This is a genomic window from Actinoallomurus vinaceus (genome assembly GCF_039542055.1).
In the GTDB taxonomy this organism is placed as follows: domain Bacteria; phylum Actinomycetota; class Actinomycetes; order Streptosporangiales; family Streptosporangiaceae; genus Actinoallomurus; species Actinoallomurus vinaceus.
Genome location: NZ_BAABHK010000001.1, coordinates 573,761 through 596,654 on the forward strand (window position 1 = coordinate 573,761; position 22,894 = coordinate 596,654).

Genomic DNA, 22,894 nt, shown 5'->3' on the forward strand with positions numbered 1-22,894 from the left:
GTCCCGCGCCCCGGGCGGGGCGCTTCCGGATTCGTCCGACGCCACCACGACGAACGGGAGGACCCCGGGATGGACAGTGAACGCGAACTCTTTCCGCGCCGGGCGGCTCGCGGCAGTCAGGGGAGGCGCTTGACCCAGCGGCTCCATTCCGGCTGGGGATGGTAGCCCGCGGCGGTCCAGGCGGGGGCGGCCAGGTGGTTGTCGTCCAGCACCATCGCGTCGACCCGGAAGGCGCCGAACTCCCGCATCCGCTGCTCGGCGAAGCCGATCAGCGCGCGGGCGATGCCCTTGCGGCGGTGGTCCGGGTGCACGGCGAGGCGGTAGAGGTGCGCCCGCCAGCCGTCCCAGCCGGCGATGAGGGTGCCGACGAGTTCGCCGTCGAGCTCCGCGAGCAGCACGGCCTCCGGGTCGCGCGCGACCAGCGCGTGATACGCCGCGACCGAATCGTGCCGGTCGGTCCCCTCGGCGGCCGCCTTCCAGAAGGCCAGGACCGTCTCCGCCTCGTCGGCCCGCCCGTACCGGATCTTGACGTCGTTCACGCCTCGAACGTATCGGCACCCGGAGACCCGGAGACGTCCGGCCATCCCGCACCGGCCGCCGACGACGTCCGGCCATCCCGCACGGGTCGCCGATGGCGCGCCGCCGTTCCGCCGGAGGAGCGCCCTCCGGCGGAACGGCGACGGCTGCCAGGGTCAGCCGACGACCGTGCAGGTGGTGGTCGCCTTCTTGGCCGGGTCGCTCTCGGAGGTCGCGGTCAGTCTGACCTGACCGGCGTGGGATCCGTCCGCGGCGCGCTTGGCGTACACCTGCACCGCCGTGCCCTGTCCCGCCTTCGCCGTGGCGAGGGCGTTGGGGAGCCAGGCCGTCCAGCCCTTGCCCACCGCGGTCGCGGACAGGCGGTAGACGTCGGAGTCGCCGTACGGGGCGGTTCCGGCGGTGCCGGTGTTGCGCAGCGGCAGCGTGCAGCGGGCCCATCCGCGCTGCGGGGCGGCGACGCCGGCGCCCGGCGACAGCCGTACGCCCCGGCGCTGCGATCCGGCGCCGTCCAGCGACCGGATCGCGACCGTGTACGACAGGATGCCGGTCTTGTCGCGCTTGATGTTGAGCACGTAGAAGTGCAGCCGGTTGGCCTGGTCGACGTACTCGTACTCGCTGCCCGAGTCGGTGCCCGCGTGGAACAGGGCGTCCGACAACTGGCGGTAGTCGCCGATCGTCATCTTCTGCGGGGTGCCGTTGGGCAGGACGAAGTCGACCTTGTCGATGTTCTGCGGGTGGGCGTCGATGGTCCAGATGAACGGGGCGTTGTCCTGGTTCTTGGTCTTGGCGAGCAGGACGCCGCTGTCCGGGGTGAACGAGTCGAAGCCCATGCGGTCGACGACCTCGACCGTGTAGTTGTCGTAGCCGCCGCCGTCACAGAGCGGGTCGGTCGAGACGTTGCAGGCCGGGTCGTGGTCGCCGCCGTTCATTGCCAGGTTGATCCCGGAGAGCTCGCCGGACGCGGGCTGCGCCTCGCGGGCCTTCACCTTCGCCACCACGACGCCCGACCCGGCGATGCCGTCGCGGGACAGGTTCAGGACGTTCTTCGAGTCGACGATGCCGAGCTTCATCTTGTTGCGCAGCATGTGCTGGGCACCCATCGAGCTGCCGGCGGTGCCGGGGACCAGCCAGCGGCTGTGCGGGCCGCCGGGGCCGTTGAACGTCCCCCGGCTCAGCATCTCCCACGGCCCGGAGTAGTCGCGGCGCGGCGGGATCGAGTACGGGTTGTTGTAGTTGTCGCCGATCCCCAGGATGTGGCTGAACTCGTGGGCGTAGGTGCTCATGCCGGAGCTCTCGGCCTGGATGGAGCTTCCGTCGGCGGCGTTCGGCCAGATGTTGGCGGAGGCCTGCCAGGACGTCCAGTCGACGTAGCGGGTCTTGTTCCAGTTCGGCAGCGCGGGGTCCGGCGGCCCCCAGTCGTCGGTGACGTCCTCGCGGGTGTTGAACTTCATCTGCCCGAACTCCTGCCAGGTGGACGACTCGTCCTGCCCGGCGCTGAGGAAGAACACGAAGTCGTACTGCGACGCGACCTGCTCGCCGACGTCCGCGATCCACGCCGCACGCGCGTCCTTGCGGAAGTCGCGACCGCAGGTGTCACCCGCCGGGCAGCCCTGGCCGCCCTGCATGCTCGACTCGACGCCGTACTCGTGGCTCTTGGCGGGCATCCGGTACGGCCCGAACCCCTTCAGGTCGATGCCGTACCGGCCGCCGGAGTCCTCCATCCAGTACTCGTGGATGGTGTGGCCGCGGTTGAGCGTCCCGGGCTTGTTGAGGAAGTCCTGGTAGAACTGCGGGACCTGGTCCCGCGGCACGTCGCTGACCGACGTGGGGTTGCCGTAGATGGTGGAGTTCTTCGGCTGGGAGACGATGAACGACTGGTTCGGGTAGTCGACCAGGACGAGCGCGCCCTTGAAGTTCTTGATCGAGCCCTCACGGGCCGGGTCGTTCCAGTGGGTGTTCGGGATCGCCTTGTAGTCGTCCCAGGTCATCGTGTCCGGCAGCTCGTAGTTCTGCGGGTCGATCGGCCGGGGAGTGTTCTGGGCGTACGCTCGCAGCGGCTGCGACCGCTGCCAGGGCTGGGTCTGCGGCCAGTGCCGCATCTGCCAGGGATTCGGGGTCGGCTTCGGCGGTTTCGCGACCGCGGCGGTGGCGGGCGTGCCGGACAGCAGCAGCACCGCTGTCGAGAGCAGCGCGCACGCGGCGAACAATCTCCGAGGCCGCTTCGTACGCACGCCGGCGAACCGGGCGGGATCACCCATGACCTGTCCTCTTTCAGGGGAGGGAGCCACGTCACCGTCCGCTCCCGGGGTCGGGGCATCGGATGTCAGGAACGGATCGGAAGATTGATCATCTCCCGTGACTTCGGCCCGCGCCAGCGACGGGCCGAAGGGCACGGTGGCTGGGTCCGGCCATGCCTGACGCTTGATCCGTGCGGGGATGACGTCGTCGATCCAGGCGAACGGGCGTCCGGCGGCGTGCCGGAGGCCGTCGCCGTTCGCGGTGGGGTTCAGCACACCGTCGATGTCCACGTACAGCAGCGGCCTGGTCGCCGGTCGGCTACCAGGCCGCTGCACCCCGCCGATGCCCCACGCCACACGATCATGATCCACCTTGTACGGGCCCAACGCTTTCCCCACGTCCGGGACTCAGCGGCGGTCGGCCGAAGGGATCCGCCGGCGCGGAGTGGTGGGGCGCGATCAGTTCAGGTGGTCGACCTGGCCCTTCAGCGTCTGGATGTCGTGGTCGAAGTAGGCGCTGTACGACCGGCCGCCGGGCGGCCCACCGCGCTGGTAGCCGCCGATCACACCGATGACGTCACCACGCTTGGTGGTCCCGTTGTAGTGCGTGAGCCAGGGACTGCCGCTCGTGCCGTTCCCGAAGCCACTTCCCCGCAGATTTCCGCTGTCGTGATAGGTGCAGTCGAAGTAGCTCTGGAACGTCGAGCGCTTGTGCGTGTGCGTGTAGCAGTAGACGGGGCTGTCGTTGTAGGACTCCGTCTTCACTGGATGGCCGGCGATCATAACCGGGACGCCGCTGTGCGCCTGGTTGATGAGCAGCCGGTTGGCGCCGACGACGTTCTCGATCCACCGCCCCCGCGAATTGGCGGGATTGCTGGAGCCCCCCTTGTTGGTGGAGGCGAACCCGAAGTCGAGGTCGGGGTCCTCCTTCGACTTCCAGCGGCTGTCCACGACGATGTGGCGGAAGGTGAACATGCCGTACGGCCGCAGCTTGTTGTGGTACTTGGGGACGAACACGACATTCCGCGCCTGCCCGGTGCTCTTGTGGTAGAGGCAGTGCGCCGCCGTGAGGATCACGTTCCGCTTTGAGCCGGAGGTCTCTTCCGCTCATGGTCGAGGCCATGGGCCGACGGCACCGGGCGTGAACTCGAGCACCGTGGTGACGACACCGCCGCGAAGGAATACTCCCCTCCTGGTCCCTGATGGTAAAGCGCGGCTGCCGACCCGGCCAGAATCCAGCCTCAACGAGGACGGCACATTTCCGTGCCTCCGGTTGCCGATGGCGTGCAAAATGCTCAGCGAACGGCAGATTTTCCGATTGTTTTCAGTGCTTTGTCTGGTTTCTTGAGGCGATTGCCCGAGCATTCGGCGCGGCTTCAGTGGTGGCCATCCGGAGGGATCCCCTGGGCGAGGCGGCGTCGGCGGCCGCGTCGCGCTGGTCGGCGGGGGTGTGGAAGGCCGGGAGTGCGTCGTGGTCCATGCCTTGGAGACGGGTCTCAGACGCCGCCGGGCACCGGCGAGAGCGCCGCGGTCAGCCGGCGAGCAGTTTCCGGTAGACCGTGGCCGACTTGACGTAGTCCTCGTCGCCGTAGACGCCCTTCTCGGTCCACTGCCAGATCGTGTACGAGCTCCACGCCGACGGGACCGGGACCTTACGGGCGGTGGCCTTGTGGTCGTTGACCCACAGCCGGTCCGTGGCGGAGAACGCCTTCGCGTTGCCGGTGCAGTCGATCCACCAGTCCTTGAAGGTGTTGATGACCGCGCGGCGGCCCGTACGGGCGTGGTACTCCTTCAGGAAGGCGCTGATCCACGCGACCATCTTCGCGTGGCTCAGGCCATAGCACTTGTCCTTGCCGTAGGGGTTCTTCTCGATGTCGAGGACCCCGGGCAGGGTGTGGCCGTCGGCCTTGCCCGCGCCGCCGTGCGCGAGGAAGTAGTCGGCCTGGCGCTTGCCGCTCGCGGTGTTCGGGGTGGCGAAGTGGTACGCGCCGTGGGCCAGCCCGACCGTACGGGCGCCCGCGTACTGCGCCGCGAAGGTGGAGCTGACGTATCGCACCCCCTCGGTCGCCTTGACGTAGGCGAACCGGTTGCCCCGTGCCTTGACGGACGACCAGTTGATCTTCTTCTGGTAGGCGCTGACGTCGACGCCGGGGATGAGGCCCTTCGGCCGGGACGCCGGGCGTACGGTGCTGTCCTGCGGCTGGACCGCCGGACCGGCGGTGCTCTGGCTCGCGTCGGCCGCCCGAGGCGTCGGTGAGGAGCAGCCGGTCAGCGCCAGGCTCGTGGCCGCGGCGACGGTCAGGGAGACGAGAGCGGTCTTCCGCACGGATGAGGCTCCTTGGACAGTGATCTTGGCCCGAGGGACCCTATCGTCCGTTTCCAGGTAGAAGGTCGTCTTTGCCGAAGCTTGACCTCTACGCACGCCCGTCACCACGAAAAAGGGGCCCTCGGATCGAGGGCCCCTTTCCGTACGGCGTGTTACTTGACGACCTCGCTCTTGGCCGAGGTGGCCTTGGCGGTGGAGGCCGGCGGGGTCGGGTCACCGAGCTGCGAGACGTGCACGGTGTCCTGCTTCGGCAGCGTGCCGTTCAGGAAGTAGGCGTCGAAGTAGGAGTCGACGCCGCCCGGACGCAGGTCGCCGCGGTGCACGATGCAGTGCGTACGGTCGCCGTCCTGCACGACCAGGTGCGAGCCCTTGAGGGTCTTGTGCAGCTCAAGCGCGCCCGCGTACGGGGTGGCCGCGTCCTCGGTGGCCTGGAACATCAGGATGTTCTTCGGCAGGTCCTTGGTCTGGCCGACCTTGACGGGCGTGCCCGCCTTGGCGTTCCAGTACAGGCAGGGCGCGTTGAACCAGACGTTGCCCCAGGTCTCGAACGGCGCCGTCTTGTTGACCTTGACCGCGTCGGCGTGCCACTTGTTCCAGCTCAGCGGCCACTGGGTGTCGGTGCACTGGACGGCGTTGTACACGGCGAACTCGTTGTCGTCGCTGCCACCCGTGGTCTGGACGCCGAACGTGCCGACGAACTTCTCGACGTTGTTCGTCTTGTAGGCGGCGAGCGCGGCGGCGTAGCTGTTCCACACGGCCTGGCTGCGCCGGTACCCCGCGGTCTGGATGCCGTCGACGAGCTCGTCGGGGCCGACCGCGGAGACCGCGCCGCTGGAGTCCGTGAAGGTCGCGGCCTTCTTGGCCAGCGAGGCCTGGAGCCCGTAGAAGAACTTGTGGACCTTCGCCTGGGTGTTCCCCAGGTGGTACACGTTGTCGTACTTGGCGATCCAGCCGAAGTAGTACTCGATGTTCTTGTCGAACGCGTAGTCCTGGTCGAGCTGGGCCTCGTACCAGACGTGCTTGGGGCCGACGTTCCCGTCCAGGACCATGCGGCCGACGCGCTTCGGGAAGACCGTCGCGTACACCTGACCGAGGTAGGTGCCGTACGAGGCGCCGTAGTAGTCGAGCTTCTTGTGCCCGAGCGCCTTACGGATCGTGTTCATGTCACGAACCGAGTCGATGGTCTTGATGTGGTCGAGCAGGTCCAGCTTGGAACCCCGGCCGAACTTCTGGTAGCACGCCTGCGCGTAGGCCTTGGACTTCTTCAGCCAGGCCGCGTCGTCCGCCTTGCCGCCGGTGCCGTACTCCGGCCGTGGGGCGTTGCTGTAGTTCTCGTCGCAGGTGAGCTTCGGCGTGCTGAACCCGATGCCGCGCGGGTCGAAGCCGATGACGTTGTACGCCTTCTGCATCGCTGCGGAGTTCTGGGCGTACACGCGAGGGCCGAACAGCGCGCCTTCGCCGCCCGGGCCGCCCGGGTTGACCAGGATGTCGCCCTTGGCGGCGCCCGTGCCCTGGTGCGGCGTGCGGGTCAGCTCAAGAGTGATCTTCTGGCCGTTCGGGTGGGCGTAGTCCAGCGGCACCTGGAGTTCGGCGCACTGGATGATCTTGGAGACCTGGACCGGGCCCAGGCCGTCGTATGCCTTGGCTCCGGCGACGATGTCCGCCGAGCAGGCGTGCCAGCTGAGGCTCGCCGGGCGGAACGCGTCGGACGTGTCCGTGGCCGCGGACGCGCTTGTGGCGCCGGCAAGGCCCAGTCCGGTCATGCCGAGACCGGCCGTCGCGGCAACGACGACAAGCTTCTTCACGAGACCCCTTTCGGGCCGGGCGTCGACAGGCCCGGCCGGTGGTGAACAAGGGGAGATTGTCGTTCCGGACAATCCGCGACATAAGACCAGATGTAAGAAGTTTGCCAAAATGTGACGCATAACGGTAGATGTACACAGCGTATGCAGCCGATGGCACATCGAGATGGTCGGCGGCGCCTCGGAGGTGTCTACGTGAGTGGGGCAGGGACCGTCTTGTCGGTCGTCGTCGGCGCGTTGTTCGTCGTGACGGGCGGGGTGAAGGTGATCGGTCTTCGCCAGAGCCTGGCCGTGCGTGACCACTTCGGCATGGCATCCGGGGTCTGGCGTGCGATCGGACTGCTGGAATCCGCCGGCGGCGTCGGTGTGCTTCTCGGAGCCGAGGTGGACCTCCTCGGCCTCCTCGCATCGAGCGGCCTGGCCCTGTTGATGCTCGGCGCCGTCGCATCCCGGCTCAGGGTGCGCGACCCTGCCCGCATGCTTCTCGTCGACCTGGCCGTACTGGCGCTCGTCGTCGCGACAGCGGCCGCTCACCTCGCGGAATAGACCGCGGGATCCGCGCTATGCGCGGTTCATTCGATTTCGGGGGTCGATCGCCGGGCGGGCGGTTGATCGATCGCGGTCTTCCTTCCCGTGATCCGAGAAGGAAGACCGCGAAGTGGCGGTGTCCCGGGCGGTGGAATGGCGCCCGGTTCCCGTGGTCACCAGGTGATCAGTGGGAGTCGCTCGGTGGCGATGAACAGCCACGTGACCACAACCACCAGGGTGACTAGACGGAAGGTGTGGCCCCACGTGCGCAGTGCGAGCCGCACCGTCCTCCCTACTTCCTGGGCGGTGGTTGACTTCATGGGGTCCTCCCTAAAAAGTAGAAAAGACGCCCATTCGGGCGTCCCATGACCAGCCTGAAAATGGCAGTTTACGGTGGTGTTCTCGTGTATCTCCGCTACTGCCTCCCGGTGACAGATCTGGTCTCTGTACTGTCGGTGATCTTGCCGGAAGGTGTCAAGCCGCGCTTGGTAAAGAATCGGCCCGTTGAGGGTGGCCGTACAGAATGCCCTTTTCGGGATAGTTGCCGAAATGGGGAATAGTGCATTTTCCCCCGATGGTCGGGCGGCGCCGGGCTCGGATGCCTTAGATGCTCGATGATCGGGTCGGGCTTTCACCGGCACCGCAGGCGAGCCCGTCGAAGATGATCCTGAGCGCACGGGTGCGGACCGGCTCGCTGAGGTGGAGGTGGGCGCCGGCACGGGAGATGCCGACGAGGAGCGCGTAGACCTCGTCGAGGCGGACGTCCGCGCGGACCGCTCCGGCTTCCTGGGCGCGCCTGAGCAGGACACCGACGGCCGCACGCAGGTCGCGCGGCCCCTGGGCCGCCTTGCCGTCGGCGTCGCCGCCGGCGTCGGTGAACGCCTCAATGATGGCGAGCTTGCCTGCGGCGTCGCCCACGAGGTGGCCGAAGAAATCGAAGAACGCCCGGCCCGGATCGGACGATTCGACGAGGCTTCGCGCTCGCCGGCACAGGCGGTCGAAATGTTTCACCAGTACCGCCTCCACCAGTGCCCGCTTGGTGGGGAAGTGGCGAAAGACGGTGGCGATGCCGACCCCGGCGAGCCGTGCGACCTCCTCGGTGGAGGCCGCTGAGCCGCCCTTGCCGAAGACCTCCTCCGCCACCTCCAGGATCCGGGCTCGGTTATCGCGGGCATCGGCGCGCGTGGGTTCCGTTGACATCCGAAGTCTCCACTCCGTATATTCGGAGTCATCACTTCGGATATATTACCGTGTCATCAGGAGGCATCATGGCGCCCACTCCTCGCGAGGTGTTCCTCAAACTCGTGTGGGGCGTCTCGGAAGGCCGCTGGGACGAGCTGCCCGAGCTGTACGCGGACCAGACCCACGTCGAGCATCCGTTCTCACCGTTCGGCGACGAACCACTGCGCACCCGTGAGGACCTGCGCGAGCACTTTTCGGCCGGCAAGCGCATGCCGCTTCTTCCCCAGGAGCCGGCCAACATCACCGTGCATGAGACCGCGGACCCGGAGGTGATCGTCGCCGAGTTCGAATACCGAGGGACGACCGAGAGCGGTGAACCGTTCCGGGTCCCCTGCATCTTCGTACTCCGCGTACGGGACGGGAAGATCGTCGCCTCTCGTGACTACATCGATCACATTTCCTCGGCCCGCCGCCGCGGCCTCCTCGACGACCTCATCGGCACCATCCGACCGTGATCGACCCTCGCCAGGCCGGCGTGGCCGGCACCCGGACTGCGGCGGAAAACGCCTCCGTAGCTGCCTAGATCAGGTCCCAGGGCACCGACTCGTACGCCTCGGTGAGCGTCTTGACGAGTCCGGGGTCGACGGGGAGCGTCAGGTCATCGACCCGGCCGACCGGCGCGACGCCGCCGGAATTGCCGACGAACGCCGTGTCGAACGAGGCCAGGTCGCCCACCCGGACCGTACGCCGCCGCGAGGGGAGGCCACGCTCGGCCAGCGTCCGCTCCAGCAGCTGCATCGTGATCCCCTCCAGCAGAGGGGCGTCCGGCCAGACGACCGACGCGCCGTCGAAGAATCCGATGTTGGCGATCGACGTCTCGGAGATGACGCCGTCGGGCCCGGTCAGCAGCGCGTCGTCGAAGCCCGCACGCCCGGCCGCCCGCCCGAAGTGGATCTGCCCGAACGCCCCGACGTGCTTGATGTGCGCGACCGGCCGCTGATAGCCCACCGTCCGCAGGGTCTGCGGGGCGGCGGGCATGCCGCCCGGCGGGCGGACGATCACCAGGACCGAGACGTCGTCCGCGTCCCACGGCTGGAACACCACGAGCCTGATGGTCGCGTCCTCGATGTCGTCGCCGAGCGCGTGGCGGATGCGCTCGCGGACCAGCTCCCCGTCCAGGCCGGTGCCGAACAGCTCGCGATTGGCCGCGTCCAGCCGCGCGACGTGGAGTTCCAGGCCCCGGGTGCGCCGGCTGCGGACCTGCATGACCGTGAGGTGGCCGTAGTTCACCAGCGCGAGGTGGCGCAGCCCGTCGGCGGTCGCCGGGCCGCCGTCGATCTCGAGGCGGAGGGGAGCCGGAGGTGCCATGATCACAACATAGCGAGCCCGGCCGCGCCCTCCTCGTCCAGCCCGATGCCGAAGACGCGGGCGGCGGCGCGCTGACGGAGAGGGCTGAGCGACGCGGCGTCGCGGGACGCTGAGAGAATCGCGTCCGATGTATCGACTCGTGTTCTCGCTGATTCTGCGCCGCCTTCCGGCGGAGACCGTTCACCGGATGAGCTTCGCGGGGCTGCGCCTGTTCGGCGCGGTTCCCGGGGCGCTGCCGTTGCTGCGCCGTGCCCTCGGCCCCCGCGACCCGGCGCTGCGGGTCCGCGCCCTCGGCCTGGAGTTCCCCGGGCCGCTCGGGCTCGCCGCCGGGTTCGACAAGGACGCCGAGGCGTACGACGCGCTGGGCGCGTTCGGCTTCGGGTTCGTCGAGATCGGTACGGTCACGGCCCGCCCGCAGCCCGGCAACCCGAAGCCGCGGCTGTTCCGCCTCGTACGCGACCGGGCGATCGTCAACCGGATGGGCTTCAACAACCACGGCGCGCGGGCGGCCGCCACCCGCCTCCGCCGCCACCGGAACGTCATCGTCGGGGTCAACATCGGCAAGACCAAGGTGGTCCCGGAGGCCGAGGCCGTCGCGGACTACGTCGAGAGCGCCGAGGCGCTCGCCGCGCTCGCCGACTACCTCGTCGTCAACGTCAGCTCCCCGAACACCCCCGGCCTGCGGAACCTCCAGGCCGTCGAGCACCTGCGGCCGCTCCTCACCGCCGTACGGGAGGCCGCCGACCGGGTGTCCGACCGCAGGGTGCCGCTGCTCGTGAAGATCGCCCCGGACCTCGCCGACGCCGACGTCGACGCGGTCGCGGACCTGGCGCTCGAACTGGGACTCGACGGCATCATCGCGACCAACACCACGATCTCCCGCGACGGGCTGGCCACCGACCCGGCCGAGGTCGAGGCGGCGGGCGCGGGCGGCCTGTCCGGGGCGCCGCTCAAGCGGCGGTCGCTCGAGGTGCTCGAGCGGCTCCGGGACCGGACCGGCGACCGCCTCGTGCTGATCTCCGTCGGCGGCATCGAGACCGCCGACGACGCCTGGCAGCGGCTCCGCGCCGGGGCTACGCTCGTCCAGGCGTACACGGGCCTGATCTACGGCGGCCCGCTGTGGCCCCGCGCGATCAACCGCCGCCTCGCGCGCCGCCTCCGCGGCACGGCGGCGACCGGCCGCTGACCAGGCCGACGCCGGTCGACGTCGCGGACACGTCAAGATTCGCGTCGACGCGTGGATCCCGGTTGGTCTCGGCGCCACGGCGGCAGATGATGTCACCAGGCGCGGCGAGAGGAGCCACTGCTGATGTCCAGGGCCGCACAACCGGACTCCGAAGAGGTGGTTCGCGTCCTGAGGGCGGTACCACCGAGTGTCGAGGGCGCGAAGACCTCGGCGGAATTAGCCGAACTCGCGGGACTGGGCCCTGACGGCGCCGGACGCGTCGACGCCGTGCTGGCCGTGCTGAAGGCCTTCGGCGTCCTGGCCGTCCGGCCCGGTCCGGACGGCGGGGCCCGCTTCAAGGCGGCGACCCCCCTCGCGACCAGCTTCATCAGGAGCGTCGCCGAGTACCTCGCCAACGATTCGAGCATTCTGCGCAACTGGGGCCGGACCGGAGTCAGCGATGCGCCGTATTCGGACTCACTGGTCCTGTCCGGACCGCAGTTCCTCTTCGCGATGGAGCAGAACCGTCTGTCCGGAAGAGGGGACTCCGCCGTCCCTCTGGACCGGGTGGAGATCGCGCAGGCCGTCATCAAGGCGGCATCGGGCCCTGGCCGCGACGCCCGCTATCTGGTCCAGTACGACGGCCGGGCACGTCAGTACCAGCTGATCGGCGGACACCGCCGCCACGACGACCTCACGATCGAGCACACGGTGATCCGAGAACTCGAGGAGGAGCTCACCGACTTCACGTTCGATCACCGCACCGACAGCCTCGTCGAACTCCAGCGAATCGCCAGCAAGCGGGTCTCTCGCACGTACGCCGTGCTCACCCACTACGACATCACGATCTATCTGCTGCGCGGCCGCCGCGAACGTCTCACGCTCGGTCCGATGGACCGCTGGGTCACCGAGCGAGAGCTGCTGGACGGGCGGACCACGGACGGGACGCCCATCATCTTCGGGCTCGTCGGCCTGCCCGACGGTCTGTCCGGACTCGAACCCACCCTGCCGGCCGTCCGGCGCGCCACCACTCTGGACGTGATCCGCCGGCATCCCTGGGAGGCGGCAGGAATCGTCCTGGCCGTCCTGGGACTGATCGCCTCGATCATCCCGCTGTTCTGAGCGGGCCAGGTCGTCACCGCTCAGTAGTCGACCGCCGCACGCGCGTTTTTCAGGTCATCGGTCGCGATCACGACCTTCACCCCGCCGAAGGTGGTGTAGACGAGATCCACGTTGACGTTCGCGTCGGCGAGGCGTCTGGCCAGCTCACCGAGCGCGCCGGGCCGGTCCTCGATGTCGACGACGAGGACCTCGCGCTCGTCGGCGACCGCGATGGTGGCGGCTTCGAGAGCCTCACCGCACCTGGCCGCGTCGTCATCGTCGACGAGCACATGAATGACGCCCTTACCTTCACCTGTGAACGCGGCGAGACCGTGAATGTTCACTCCGGCCTCGCCGGTGATCTCTCCCAGCCGGGCCAACTCGCCCGGCCGATCTTCGAGGATGACCGTCAGATCCCTGGGCATGGCAGACACCTTTCCCACCAGAGACCGAACAATCCCCATTGCCGACGACGCTGAGGACGATGTCGGCATCGACCGGCATGCGCCGCTCAACGTGGGCGTCGGTGCGCCCGGCGGCCCCGGAGGTTCGCGAGCCCGAGGGCTGAGCGGCGGTCCGCCGAGGATTCTCGGGATCCTGACCCCGAGAATCCTCGGCGGACCTGGCGGTCCTGGCGGTCCTGGCGGACCCGGTGGTCCCGGTGGTTCCGGCGGTTCCGGTTCCGGCGGTCCCGGGCGGCTCAGCGGGGGCGGCGGTGCCAGAAGGGCCTGCGGTCCTTCTCGCCCTCCTCCTCGTACGAGGCGAGCTCGCGGAGCGTACGGTCCCACAGCTCGTCCAGGTCCCGGCCGCGGGGACCCGCCGGGTCGTCACAGCTCCGGAGCGCGGCGACGAGGTCGGTGAGCGCGCCCGGGACGAGGACCTCGAGGCGGCTGCCCAGGTCGGCGAGGATCTGTCGGCGTTCGAGCTCCGAGGCCGGCCGGGCCGCGCGCAGCCGCCGCAGCTCCTCGGCGACCTGAGCGCGGGCGTCCACGGCGGCCGCCGTCGGGGAGCTCTGCCGGGGCATGCGCGTTCGGGCCGGGGCGAAGCCCCGCGTGGGCCCGCCCGGTGCGGCGCCGGGGACGGGGCCGCCCGGCGGTTGCGGGGCGGCGGCGGGCACGGGCGCGCCACCGTACGCGCCTGGTGCGGCCGGTACGCCGTACCCGGCTGGGGCCGGTGGGGCTCCGTAGCCGCCCGGCGCGGACCGGACGCTGCGGGTGCTCGCCGTGGAGAGGGCGTCGGCGGGTGTCGCCTCCCAGCCGGACGGCGGCTCGACGGGCTGAATCACCTTGTGCGCCGGTGCCCCGTCGGCCGCGACGCGGGTGTCGACGGCGACGAACGCGGTGAACCGGCACAGCACGCCGTATCGCAGGGACGCGTCGACGATCCGCTCGGTCTCGCGCTGCGGGTCGCCGTCGCCCGCGAGATAGCGATCCTCCAGCTCCCGCAGGTGGGCGCGGGCCCAGATGGCGGTGGCCGCCGGGTCGTCGGTCGTCACGGGCTCCAGACGCTGCTCCCACGGGGAACCGTCGGCGGCGACACCGCGCAGCGTGACGGGCCCGGGCCCGGTGCACCGGCCGCGGACGACCAGAGGCACGCCTGGGAACAGGTCGCCCGGCCGCGCCGGCGCGAGCGTGCCCGGGACCGCCGAGGGCATGTCGAGGGACACACCGGTCACCGCGGGCGAGGCGATGCGCCGGTGGACGTGGTCCATGACCTCGTCCAGCCGGTCCTCCGACTCGACCAGCTCGCACCGGCCGGCGCCCGCGGCGGCCAGGCGGCCCAGGAAGCCGGCGTTGACCGCCCGGTCGATGCCGATCGTGTGCACGCGGAGGCCGTCCAGGGACAGCCGCCCGAGAATCTGGTCCTCGTTGCCGACCTGGCCATCGGTGACCAGGACGATGATCCGGTCGCGTTCGGCGCTGCCGGACAGCAACGCCACCGCCTCTTCCAGCGGTCGCAGGAGCTCCGTGCCGCCGCGTGCGTCGAGCCGGGCCAGGTGCTCGACGGTGCGGTACCGGTTGCGGTCCGTCGCGGCGGAAAGGCCGCCGGGGAGCGCCCGCTCGATCGCGTGGTCGAAGGACAGCACGGCGAACCGGTCTCCGCCGTTCTGCCCGCTGCGCAGAGTGTCGACGATGCGGGCGGCGGCGCGGCGCGCGGCCACCATCTTCCAGCCCATCATGCTGCCGGAGCGGTCGAGCAGGATGACGACGTCGCGGGGACGCGGCGCGGCCGGACCGGGCGGCGGCAGCACGGTCACGGTGAACGTCTCACCGGCCACCGCGCACGAGGCCCCCGCGTCGTACCGCAGCCGCAGGACGAAGTCCCGGTCGAGCCGCTCGCCCGGCTCCAGCCGGAAGGTGCGGCCGTCCGTGGTCACGGTGTGCAGGCTCGACCGTACGCCGTCGAGGGGCAGCCCGGCCGGGTCGACGTCGACCGACAGGGTGAGCCGCACCGGGTTCGGGAAGCCGGGCAGCAACACGGGCGGGCTGATGCGGGACGCGTCGGGCACGGCGTCGGTGTCGGCTCCGGTGCCCGCGCCGACGGACGGGCCGTCCAGCGGCGTGCCGGGGATGTAGCGCGGCGCGACGACGAGGGGGAACCGCAGCGTCGCCTCATCGTCCTCGTACGGCAGGGGCTGGCTCAAGGTGAGGCGTACGGTCACACGCTCGCCGGGCAGGATGTTGCCGACGCTCATGGTGAACACGTCGGGCCGGTCCTCCTCGGCCAGCGCCGCCCGCTGCCCGGCCGCCAGCGCGGCCTCGTAGTCCTCGCGGGCCTGCCCGCGCTCCTTCAACACGCCCTCGACGACGCGGTCGGCGGCCTCCATGCGCATCCCGGTGACGGCGGCGCGGTCGGGCAGCGGGAAGACGTACGTCGCCTCCAGCGGGACGTCGAACGGGTTCTGGAACCCCTGCGTCATCGTGATGCGGGCGGACAGGCCGGTGACCGCCGCCTGGACATCGACCGAGTCGAGGGGCAGGTTGCCGCGCTCGGTACGCAGAGCACCCAGCCCGGCCTCCGGGACGGATGCCACCTCGCCGGTCAGCGTTTCGATCTTCATAGGAGTCCCCTTTCGGTGAGGAGGTCGAGCAGGGGAGCCGCGGCGGCCACGATGGCCGCGGCATCGTCGGGCGACGGGGACGAGTCGAGGAGCAGCGTCACGCCTGGGGCCAGCCGGACCCCCCGGACCAGGGCGCCGGCAGCTGGCGCGCTGATCGTGCCGAATGCGTCGTCGGTGCCGTTCGCCGTGGCATCACGGGTACCGGCGGTGGCGGGCGTGTCCGGGGCGGGCTCGGCTCCGCGCGGTGTCGTTCCTCGCGCTGGCGGGGGCGCTGGGCGGTCGGCCCAGAACCGGCGGGCGACGCGCGCCGACGCGGGCCCGTCGGTGAACCTCTCCGGCCCGCTTTCACCGATGACCCGTTCCGGCCTGGTTGCGTCGGCGGCGGACTCCGGCGCGGCTTCACCAGGGGGCGGCGCACCGGGTGCGGGGGAGTCTCCGGCGGGGTGCGGAGCCGGTGGGCGGGCCGGGGCGGCGGTCGTCTCGCCCGGACCTGCTGCCGGGAGGTCGAGAGGGTCGAGTCCGGCGATCCGCTGGAGTGTGGCGTCCGTGGCGCCGGTGAGCTCGGCCTGGATGTCGGCGAGGGAGCGGCCTTCGGCCTGGCGGCGCTTGACGGCCACGAGCTGCAGCAGGTGGCGCGGACCGTACACGGCGATCCGGCCGCGTCGGCTCAGTGGGGGATCGACCAGGCCGATCGTGACGTACCACCGGATCATGCGCTCATTGGGGAGGTCCCGGACCCGGCCGCTCGGCCGCGGCGAACGCCCGTCGGACAGGACGGAGGCGGCCTTGGTCGTGAGCTCGGCGAGCGTCCATGGTCCGTCCATGTCTCAACAATGACACTGTAACTATTACACTGTCAACGATGCGTTGGTCGGCACTTCGTCAAGGCGCTTGAACAGGCCGTTCAAGTGCCTTGATCGGCCGCGGTCTCGACAGCACTCTTTCCGGTGAGGAGGAGTGCCGTGTCCGGACGTGCGTCCATGGCCGGCGCGTCGGCGCAGGCCAGGTACCGGGCCCTGCGGGCGGAACAGCGACAGGAGCGGGCCGTCGCCCGGCTCGTGATCTCCGGTGTCGCCGGGTCCATGGCCGCTGGGCTGTTCGGCTGGCTGCCCGGGCTGGCGGCCGGCCTCGCGCTGCTGCTCGTGCAGACCCTCTACTTCCGCGTCCGGCCGGGCACGGTGACGAGCTGGCGGCGTGGCGCCGCGGCGGAGCGACGAACGGGGCGTCGTCTGTCCCGGCTCGATCCGGCGTACTTCCATGTGCTGCACGACCGGGCGCTCCCCGGTGGCCTCCGGGGCAACCTCGATCATCTGGTCGTCGGCCACACGGGCGTGTACGCGATCTCTTCGCGGCGATGGCCGCCGCTGACGCGCCTGCGACGGGCCGACGGTCGGTTGTGGGCCGGGCGTCGCCCCCTGAGCCGCCTGCCGGTCCGGGCCCACCGGGCCGCGGACGTGATCGCGGGTCGCATCGCCGCCGAGACGGGCCAGGGCGTCGAGGTGTCCCCGGTGATCGCCGTGCACGGCGGCCGGCTGCCGCGCGGCGGGATCCTGTTCGACGGCGTGCTGCTGCACCGGGCCGAGCGCGTGAACCGGCTCATCGAGCGGCAACCGGTGCTCTACACCACGGTCGAGGTGGCGGCGATCGCCGCTGCGGCAGAACGCGCCCTGCCTCCGATGATCGACATATGACGAAAAACCAGCACGCTTCGTGACGGATTAGTACGCTCAGCGCGACAGCTGAAGATTTTTCGCAGCCGGGGTGATCGTATGGAAGGTCGCATCGTGGTCTTCGGCGCGACCGGCTTCACCGGCACGCTGGCCGCGCGCGCTCTGGTCACCCAAGGCGTACGGCCGGTCCTCGCCGGGCGGAACGCCGAAGCCCTCGCCGTGCTGGCCGACGAACTGGGCGGGCTGGAGACGGTGTACGCGGACGCCGCCGAGCCGCGGACCGTCCGCGCCATCGTCGAGCGGGACGACGTCCTCGTGACCACGGTCGGCCCCTTCCTCCAGTACGGGCACGCGGCCCTCGAGGCGGCGGTCGACGCGGGAGCGCACTACCTGGACACGGCGGGGGAGTCGCTGTTCGTCCGGGAGATCTTCGAGGGGTACGGCGTGAAGGCGAGCTCCGCCCTGCTCCCCGCCTTCGGCTACGACTATGTGCCCGGCAACCTGGCCGGGGCCCTCGCCCTCGACCGGGTCGGTGAGGACGCCGTACGGGTCGACGTCGGCTACTTCGTCGGCGGCGGCTCTCTCGTGCGCGGGCTGTCCGGCGGAACCCTCGACTCGGCCCCCGGCCTGCTCGCCACGCGGATGTACACCTACCAGGACGGCGTCGTGGAGGAACGGCGGTCGCGGGTGCGGGACTTCGAGATGGCCGGCCGGTCGCGGATGGGCGTGTCCATCGGGGCGTCGGAGCACTTCACCCTGCCGGCGTCGCATCCAGGATTGCGCGAGGTCAACGTCTACCTCGGCTGGTTCGGCGCGGCGACGCAGGTCGCCGCCCGGTTGCCGCGCGGCCGCGCCACGGCGGCCGTGATCCGCGTGTTCGGCGGCGGCCTGGCGCGTCTCGCCCGCCGCCGGGCCGGCAAGGGCACGCTGACGTCTCGGATCGTCGCGGCCGCCTATGACGCGGACGGCGCTCTGCTGACCGAGATCCACCTGTCCGGCGGTGATCCGTACGATTTCACGGCCGGAATCCTCGCCTGGGGCGCCCGCCAAGCCGCCTGTGGAATGACGGAAACAGGGGCACTCGGGCCGGTTGCGGCTTTTGGTCTGTCCGAGTTGGAGGCGGGCTGTGCCATGGCCGGAATATCGCGCGTGACCGGCTGAGACCATGAGGGTGCGTCCGCACGGGACGACCTGCGCGAAGGTGCCGTACGAGCCTCCTTCCCGGCCAATGGCGATAAACGGCCCTAAAAGGCTATTTTACGCCTATTAAAACCCCTGCTGGAGATCGTTTATCCGCGAGCCGCTAATTATCTACGCAAGGCTCGCGGGAAATAGTTGAATGCGAAGCGGAAAAGGCTTTACCTTCGCGCCATGGAAGACCGCCTATTGGTCAGTGGCCTGCGGTCGGGCGACCCCGGCGCGATCGGCGCGGTGTACGACGCCTACGCCGACCGCCTGTACGACTACTGCTGGTTCCAGCTGCGCAACCGCGAGGCGGCACGGCTCGCGCTCCGCGACGCGCTGCTCGGCGCGCAGGCGCACATCGGCGAGCTGCGAGCCCCCGAGCGGTTCGGGCCCTGGCTGTACGCGCTGGCGCGGATCGAGTGCCGCCGCAGACGGCCTCCGGGCGCGCTCCACCCCGACATCGCCGTCGCCCGCCACGACCAGGACGACGTCGATCTGCGCGTGATCGCGTGGCAGGCCCTCACCGGCCTGCCGGCGCTCAGCCAGGAGCTCCTCGACCTCCGGCACCGCCACGCCCTCGAACCGGGCGACATCGCCGGCGTCGTCGGGCTTCCCACCCGGGAGGTCGCCGACCTTCTCGGCCAGGCGAGCGCCCTGCTGGAGGCCTCCGTCATCGCGGAGATCCTCGCCCACGAGAGCCCCTTCGAGTGCGAGGGCCGGGCCGCGATCCTGCGCCACCGGCGCGGCGAGCTCGGCGACGACCTGCGAGAGGCCCTGGTCTGCCACGGGATGGAGTGCGACGTCTGCGCCGCCCACCTCCCGCGTACGATCTCGACCGCGAAGGTCTGCGCCCTGCTGCCGCACGCCACGCCGCCCGACGCGCTGCGGCAGGAGGTCACCGGCTGCTTCACCGACCCGCGGCTGGCCGGCTACCGGCTGTTCGCCGCGGCCCGGCTGCGCGGGTTCGGAGCCCGCGGATTCCCCCGGCAGACAGGAGCCGGGAGCCTGCGCACGCCCGCCCGTGACCCGCGCTGGCCACGCGGGCTGATCGCGGTGACGGGCGCGGTGTTCACCACGGTCGCCGCCGTGACGGTGAGCCAGTGGCTCGGGCAGGACACCCACCGCACCCACGCGGCCGGGGGCGGAGTGCCCGCGCCCCGCGCCCGCGTGCCCAGCCCCGGCCCCGTCGAGCCGCCGGCGGTCGGGCGGCCGGTGTCGGCGACGTTCCCGCTCGGCCCCCGGGCCACGGCCGGACCGCCGAGCCCGCTGAACGTCGGCCGGCCGAAGGTTCTCGAGCCGGCGCCCGGCGACGGACGGCTCGACGTCACGCCCGGCCGGCTCACCCTCGGCCCCGGCGGCAGCGGCACCCTCACCCTCCGCGCGGTCGGTGGCCCGGTCCGGTGGCAGGCGTCGGTGACGGGAGCGGCCGTCGTCAGCCCTGCCGGCGGAATGCTCGCCCCCGGCGAGACGGCCACGGTCTCCGTCCGCGCCCCCGACGACGGCCCCGGCGACGCGGTGATCGTCATCTGGCCGTCGGGGGCACGCGTCGCGGTCGCCTGGGGCGGCCCCACGTCCCCGCCGTCCCGCCCCCCGGAGACCTCCCCACCACCCACCACCACGCCTCCGGCGTCCCCGCCTCCGTCCACTCCGGCGCCGCCACCCACCACCCCGCCGCCCCCCACCACGCAGCCGCCGCCGTCCGGAGAGCCGCCGGCGCCCTCCTCCGGCGCCAGGCCGACCTCCCATTCCGCCCAGCCTGAGCGACGTCCGGCTCCCGAGCGCCACTCCGGCCCGGTGCCGTCTGAGCAACAACCGGTCCCCGAGCAACGTTCGACTCCCGAGCGCCACTCCGGCCCGGCACCGTCTGAGCAACGTTCGGTCCCCGAGCGCCGCTCCGACCCGGCGCCGCGCCCGGGTCCCTCCACGGAAGCGGCACCACACGATCGAAGCGCCGGCCCACCGCGAGCCGAGGCCACGTGACCGCGCCTCAGCCGCGCGAAGCCCCCGCTGTCACGAGTGGAAAGGACGTCAAGTCGGCCTACACCGTGCGGGCCGGCGACGTACGCGGCGACCTCATCGCCCCACTGGCGGTCTCTCCTCACCTCGTCGACGTCGTGGAGCGGATCCAGCGGGCCCCGTGGCCGCAGTGGCTGGAACCCGGCGTCCGGATGCGCCGCGAGGTGGCCGAGCTCTGCCGGCTTCAGGCCGCACGCGGTATGACGGTGCTGGCCTGGCTCGCGGAGGGCGACGCCCCGGCCGACATCGACTGGCTGCTGCAGACCCACCGGCTGACCGGTCGCCGGCAGGAACGGATGTACGACGCCGCCGAGCGGCTCGCCGACCCGGTGCGCGAGCTCGTCGTCGCGAACTGGACCTGGGCGATGTCCAACCCGCACGGCGGCCGGGTGACCGCGCCGTTCTTCGCCAGCCGCGCCTACCCCGACGACGGGTACGCCGCGGCGCACGCCACCGTGACCTTGCTCCAACTGTGGGACCGCGTGCCCGAGGTACGCCAGGCGCTCGCCGTGGCCTGGGCCGCGACGCGCACCCCGGCCGACTGGTGCAAGGCGGCCGAGCTGCGGGCCGGCCACGGCGCCGAGGTCCCGGTCTTCACGTATCCCCGCGGCCCGGTGCCGCCGAAGTCGGCGGTACGGCCGTGGATCAGCCGCCTCCTGAGGTGCGGCTGACCCTGCTCCTGAGCTTCGGTCGGCTGCGACTGTTGGCTGTGACTGGTGTTTCTCTTGTGACTCCTGGGGCTACCTGAGTGACAGATCACTCGTGAGTCACTCGCGATGGCCGGCCCGAGGGGGGCACTTTGTCAGCTGCGATGCGGCGGGGGCGTCGGCTCGGCGCCATGGGGTTCACGACGCTCGCGATCGCCGGTCTGTCGGCCGGTCCGGTCGCCGCCCGGCCGTACGCCGGTCTGCGGCCCGGCCTGCCCGGCGACCGGCTCGCCGCGGACACCGGCTCCGGCCCCAGCGCCCGCGACGTCGCGCAAAGCCGGGAACGGGTCCAGGAGGAGTCCGCGCACGTGGGGCGGATCGGCGCCGCTCTCGCCCAGGCCAACGGCCGGCTCGACGACCTCTCCGCCCAGGCCGAGCTGGCCGTCGAACGCTACAACGGCGAGCGCGCCAGGCTGACCGAGGCCGGCACGGCGTACGAGGCGGCGACGCAGCGGACCGCGGAGGCGCGCCGCCGGTTCGCCGAGGTCCGGGACGACGTGGCGGCCCTGGCGGCGAGCGCCTACCGGAGCGGCGGCGGCCTGCTGTCCGGCGCGGCGGTGCTGGGCGGGCCGGGAGGACCCGCCGGGTTCCTGGAGCGGGCGACGACGATGCAGGTGCTCGCCAACCGTCGGCGCGCCCTGCTGCAACGGGAGACCGCCGCCAAGACCGTCGCGGACGTCTTCGAGCGTCAGGCGCACGACGCCCTCGCGGCCCGGCAGGCGGCGACCAGCGGCGCCGCCGTGGCCCAGCAGGCGGCGGTCGCGGCGGTGACGCGGCAGCAGGAGGCCGTGGGGCGGATCCAGCAGCAGAAGACCGCCCTCATCGCCGAACTCAACGCGGCCCGGACGCATGCCGCGACCCTCGAACAGGCCCGCGCCGCCGCCCTGGAACGGGCCCGCGCCGCCCGTCTCGGGAACGAACGGACCGTCTCCCACCAGGTGGTGCTGGCCGGCATCCGGCTCGGCGCCGGCGACAGGACGCTCGCCCGCAGCCTCGCGCGGGACTCCGACCTGGGCTCCGTCGCCGCGTCCGCCGCGTTGAAGTGGCTCGGCACGCCGTACTCGTGGGGCGGCGGCAACGAGAGCGGGCCGACCCGGGGCATCGCGCAGGGGGCGGGGACCGTGGGCTTCGACTGCTCGGGCCTGGTGACGTACGCCTGGGGGCGGGCGGGGGTCCGCCTCATCCACTACGCCACCTCGCAGTACAACGCCGGACCGCACCCGGCGAAGAACGAGCTGCGCCCGGGCGACCTGGTCTTCTTCGCGCACGACCCCGCCGACCCGGGCACGATTCATCACGTCGGGATCTACATCGGCAACGGCCAGATGGTGGAGGCGCCGTTCACCGGCGCACGGGTACGGATCTCTCCGGCGTTCCGCCCGGATTACGCCGGAGCCACCCGCCCCGCGGCCTCTCAGTGACCGTGCTGGGTCGCCCGCTTGAGCGAACGCTCGATCTCGGCCTCGGCCTCCGTACGGCCGGTCCAGCTCGCGCCCTCGACGGACTTGCCGGGCTCGAGGTCCTTGTAGACCTCGAAGAAGTGCTGGATCTCCAGGCGGTCGAACTCGGGCACGTGGTGAATGTCGCGCAGGTGCTCCATGCGCGGGTCCGTGGCGGGCACGCACAGCACCTTGTCGTCGCCGCCGGCCTCGTCGGTCATCCGGAACATTCCGACCGTTCGGCACCGGATCAGGCAACCCGGGAAAGTCGGCTCCTGCAGCAGGACCAAGGCGTCGAGGGGGTCGCCGTCTTCGCCCAGCGTGTTGTCGATGAACCCGTAATCGGCGGGATACTGCGTCGAGGTGAACAACATCCGGTCCAGCCGGATACGGCCGGTCTCGTGGTCCATCTCGTACTTGTTGCGCTGACCTTTCGGAATCTCGATAGTTACGTCGAATTCCACAATGTCCTCCGCTCCCCGGGGCGGGCCGAGGTAGTTCTGGTTGGATGTTGGCTCGTACAAGGATGTCGCACGTCATGAGTGCACGGCGATGGGGGAGGGGCGTCAC

General features: G+C 71.0%; 21 protein-coding genes. 9 read left to right on the forward strand and 12 right to left on the reverse strand.

The features are described 5' to 3' along the window. Positions 1-116 precede the first annotated feature (116 nt). The 5 genes from ABEA24_RS02405 to ABEA24_RS02425 form a co-directional block, all read right to left on the reverse strand. Positions 117-539, reverse strand: a complete 423-nt coding sequence (locus ABEA24_RS02405; RefSeq protein ID WP_345428871.1) for a GNAT family N-acetyltransferase — start codon at positions 537-539, stop codon at positions 117-119. Positions 540-692: 153 nt separating this feature from the next. Next, positions 693-3,131, reverse strand: a complete 2,439-nt coding sequence (locus ABEA24_RS02410) for a M6 family metalloprotease domain-containing protein (protein ID WP_345428875.1) — start codon at positions 3,129-3,131, stop codon at positions 693-695. A gap of 102 nt (positions 3,132-3,233) precedes the next feature. After that, positions 3,234-3,851, reverse strand: coding sequence for a trypsin-like serine peptidase (locus ABEA24_RS02415; protein ID WP_345428877.1), 618 nt, complete (start codon positions 3,849-3,851; stop codon positions 3,234-3,236). 454 nt (positions 3,852-4,305) lie between these two features. After that, positions 4,306-5,100: a GH25 family lysozyme gene (locus tag ABEA24_RS02420; protein WP_345428879.1), complete on the reverse strand. Its 795-nt coding sequence runs from the start codon at positions 5,098-5,100 to the stop codon at positions 4,306-4,308. A gap of 152 nt (positions 5,101-5,252) precedes the next feature. Continuing rightward, positions 5,253-6,905 (reverse strand): alpha/beta hydrolase, encoded by a 1,653-nt coding sequence (locus ABEA24_RS02425; RefSeq protein ID WP_345428881.1) that lies wholly within the window; start codon positions 6,903-6,905, stop codon positions 5,253-5,255. A 213-nt stretch (positions 6,906-7,118) separates the two neighbouring features. Here ABEA24_RS02425 and ABEA24_RS02430 point away from each other — a divergent pair, with 213 nt between their 5' ends. Then, positions 7,119-7,448, forward strand: coding sequence for a DoxX family protein (locus tag ABEA24_RS02430; protein ID WP_345428883.1), 330 nt, complete (start codon positions 7,119-7,121; stop codon positions 7,446-7,448). Between the two features lie 155 nt (positions 7,449-7,603). On the opposite strand, the gene ABEA24_RS02435 is transcribed toward ABEA24_RS02430, so the two are convergent. Continuing rightward, positions 7,604-7,750 (reverse strand): hypothetical protein, encoded by a 147-nt coding sequence (locus ABEA24_RS02435; RefSeq protein ID WP_345428885.1) that lies wholly within the window; start codon positions 7,748-7,750, stop codon positions 7,604-7,606. Positions 7,751-8,033: 283 nt separating this feature from the next. Then, entirely contained in the window at positions 8,034-8,630 is a 597-nt protein-coding gene (locus ABEA24_RS02440) for a TetR/AcrR family transcriptional regulator (RefSeq protein WP_345428887.1), read from the reverse strand. A 68-nt stretch (positions 8,631-8,698) separates the two neighbouring features. Here ABEA24_RS02440 and ABEA24_RS02445 point away from each other — a divergent pair, with 68 nt between their 5' ends. Then, entirely contained in the window at positions 8,699-9,127 is a 429-nt protein-coding gene (locus ABEA24_RS02445) for a nuclear transport factor 2 family protein (RefSeq protein WP_345428889.1), read from the forward strand. Between the two features lie 64 nt (positions 9,128-9,191). Here the strand turns inward: ABEA24_RS02445 and ABEA24_RS02450 are convergent, their stop codons facing one another. Next, entirely contained in the window at positions 9,192-9,980 is a 789-nt protein-coding gene (locus ABEA24_RS02450; protein ID WP_345428891.1) for an aminotransferase class IV family protein, read from the reverse strand. Positions 9,981-10,107: 127 nt separating this feature from the next. Between ABEA24_RS02450 and ABEA24_RS02455 the strand changes: the two genes are divergently transcribed. After that, positions 10,108-11,166, forward strand: coding sequence for a quinone-dependent dihydroorotate dehydrogenase (locus ABEA24_RS02455; protein ID WP_345428893.1), 1,059 nt, complete (start codon positions 10,108-10,110; stop codon positions 11,164-11,166). A 123-nt stretch (positions 11,167-11,289) separates the two neighbouring features. Then, the gene (locus ABEA24_RS02460; protein WP_345428895.1) at positions 11,290-12,267 is read left to right on the forward strand and encodes a hypothetical protein; all 978 of its coding nucleotides are present in this window, start codon (positions 11,290-11,292) and stop codon (positions 12,265-12,267) included. Positions 12,268-12,287: 20 nt separating this feature from the next. On the opposite strand, the gene ABEA24_RS02465 is transcribed toward ABEA24_RS02460, so the two are convergent. The 3 genes from ABEA24_RS02465 to ABEA24_RS02475 form a co-directional block, all read right to left on the reverse strand. Continuing rightward, positions 12,288-12,740, reverse strand: coding sequence for an ACT domain-containing protein (locus ABEA24_RS02465; RefSeq protein WP_345428897.1), 453 nt, complete (start codon positions 12,738-12,740; stop codon positions 12,288-12,290). Positions 12,741-12,946: 206 nt separating this feature from the next. Continuing rightward, the gene (locus ABEA24_RS02470) at positions 12,947-15,307 is read right to left on the reverse strand and encodes a VIT domain-containing protein (RefSeq protein ID WP_345428899.1); all 2,361 of its coding nucleotides are present in this window, start codon (positions 15,305-15,307) and stop codon (positions 12,947-12,949) included. After that, positions 15,304-16,131: a helix-turn-helix domain-containing protein gene (locus tag ABEA24_RS02475; protein ID WP_345428901.1), complete on the reverse strand. Its 828-nt coding sequence runs from the start codon at positions 16,129-16,131 to the stop codon at positions 15,304-15,306. Before ABEA24_RS02475 ends, ABEA24_RS02470 begins: the two co-directional genes overlap by 4 nt. A 138-nt stretch (positions 16,132-16,269) precedes the next feature. Between ABEA24_RS02475 and ABEA24_RS02480 the strand changes: the two genes are divergently transcribed. The 5 genes from ABEA24_RS02480 to ABEA24_RS02500 all read left to right on the forward strand — a co-directional run bounded on the left by ABEA24_RS02480 (position 16,270) and on the right by ABEA24_RS02500 (position 22,306). Then, on the forward strand, positions 16,270-16,998 hold the full coding sequence (locus ABEA24_RS02480; RefSeq protein WP_345428903.1) for a nuclease-related domain-containing protein: 729 nt from the start codon (positions 16,270-16,272) through the stop codon (positions 16,996-16,998). Between the two features lie 78 nt (positions 16,999-17,076). Further along, complete coding sequence (locus ABEA24_RS02485; RefSeq protein ID WP_345428905.1) at positions 17,077-18,138, forward strand: saccharopine dehydrogenase family protein; 1,062 nt, start codon at positions 17,077-17,079, stop codon at positions 18,136-18,138. 210 nt (positions 18,139-18,348) lie between these two features. Further along, positions 18,349-20,142: an RNA polymerase sigma factor gene (locus tag ABEA24_RS02490; RefSeq protein ID WP_345428907.1), complete on the forward strand. Its 1,794-nt coding sequence runs from the start codon at positions 18,349-18,351 to the stop codon at positions 20,140-20,142. Further along, on the forward strand, positions 20,139-20,849 hold the full coding sequence (locus ABEA24_RS02495) for a hypothetical protein (protein ID WP_345428908.1): 711 nt from the start codon (positions 20,139-20,141) through the stop codon (positions 20,847-20,849). The genes ABEA24_RS02490 and ABEA24_RS02495 overlap by 4 nt, the downstream gene beginning before the upstream one ends. 167 nt (positions 20,850-21,016) lie before the next feature. Further along, the gene (locus ABEA24_RS02500) at positions 21,017-22,306 is read left to right on the forward strand and encodes an NlpC/P60 family protein (protein ID WP_345428910.1); all 1,290 of its coding nucleotides are present in this window, start codon (positions 21,017-21,019) and stop codon (positions 22,304-22,306) included. Here the strand turns inward: ABEA24_RS02500 and ABEA24_RS02505 are convergent. Then, positions 22,300-22,788 carry an inorganic diphosphatase gene (locus ABEA24_RS02505; RefSeq protein WP_345428912.1) on the reverse strand — a complete coding sequence of 163 codons (489 nt, stop codon included), beginning with the start codon at positions 22,786-22,788 and terminating at the stop codon, positions 22,300-22,302. The two genes, ABEA24_RS02500 and ABEA24_RS02505, sit on opposite strands and share 7 nt — an antisense overlap. Between the last annotated feature and the right edge of the window lie 106 nt (positions 22,789-22,894).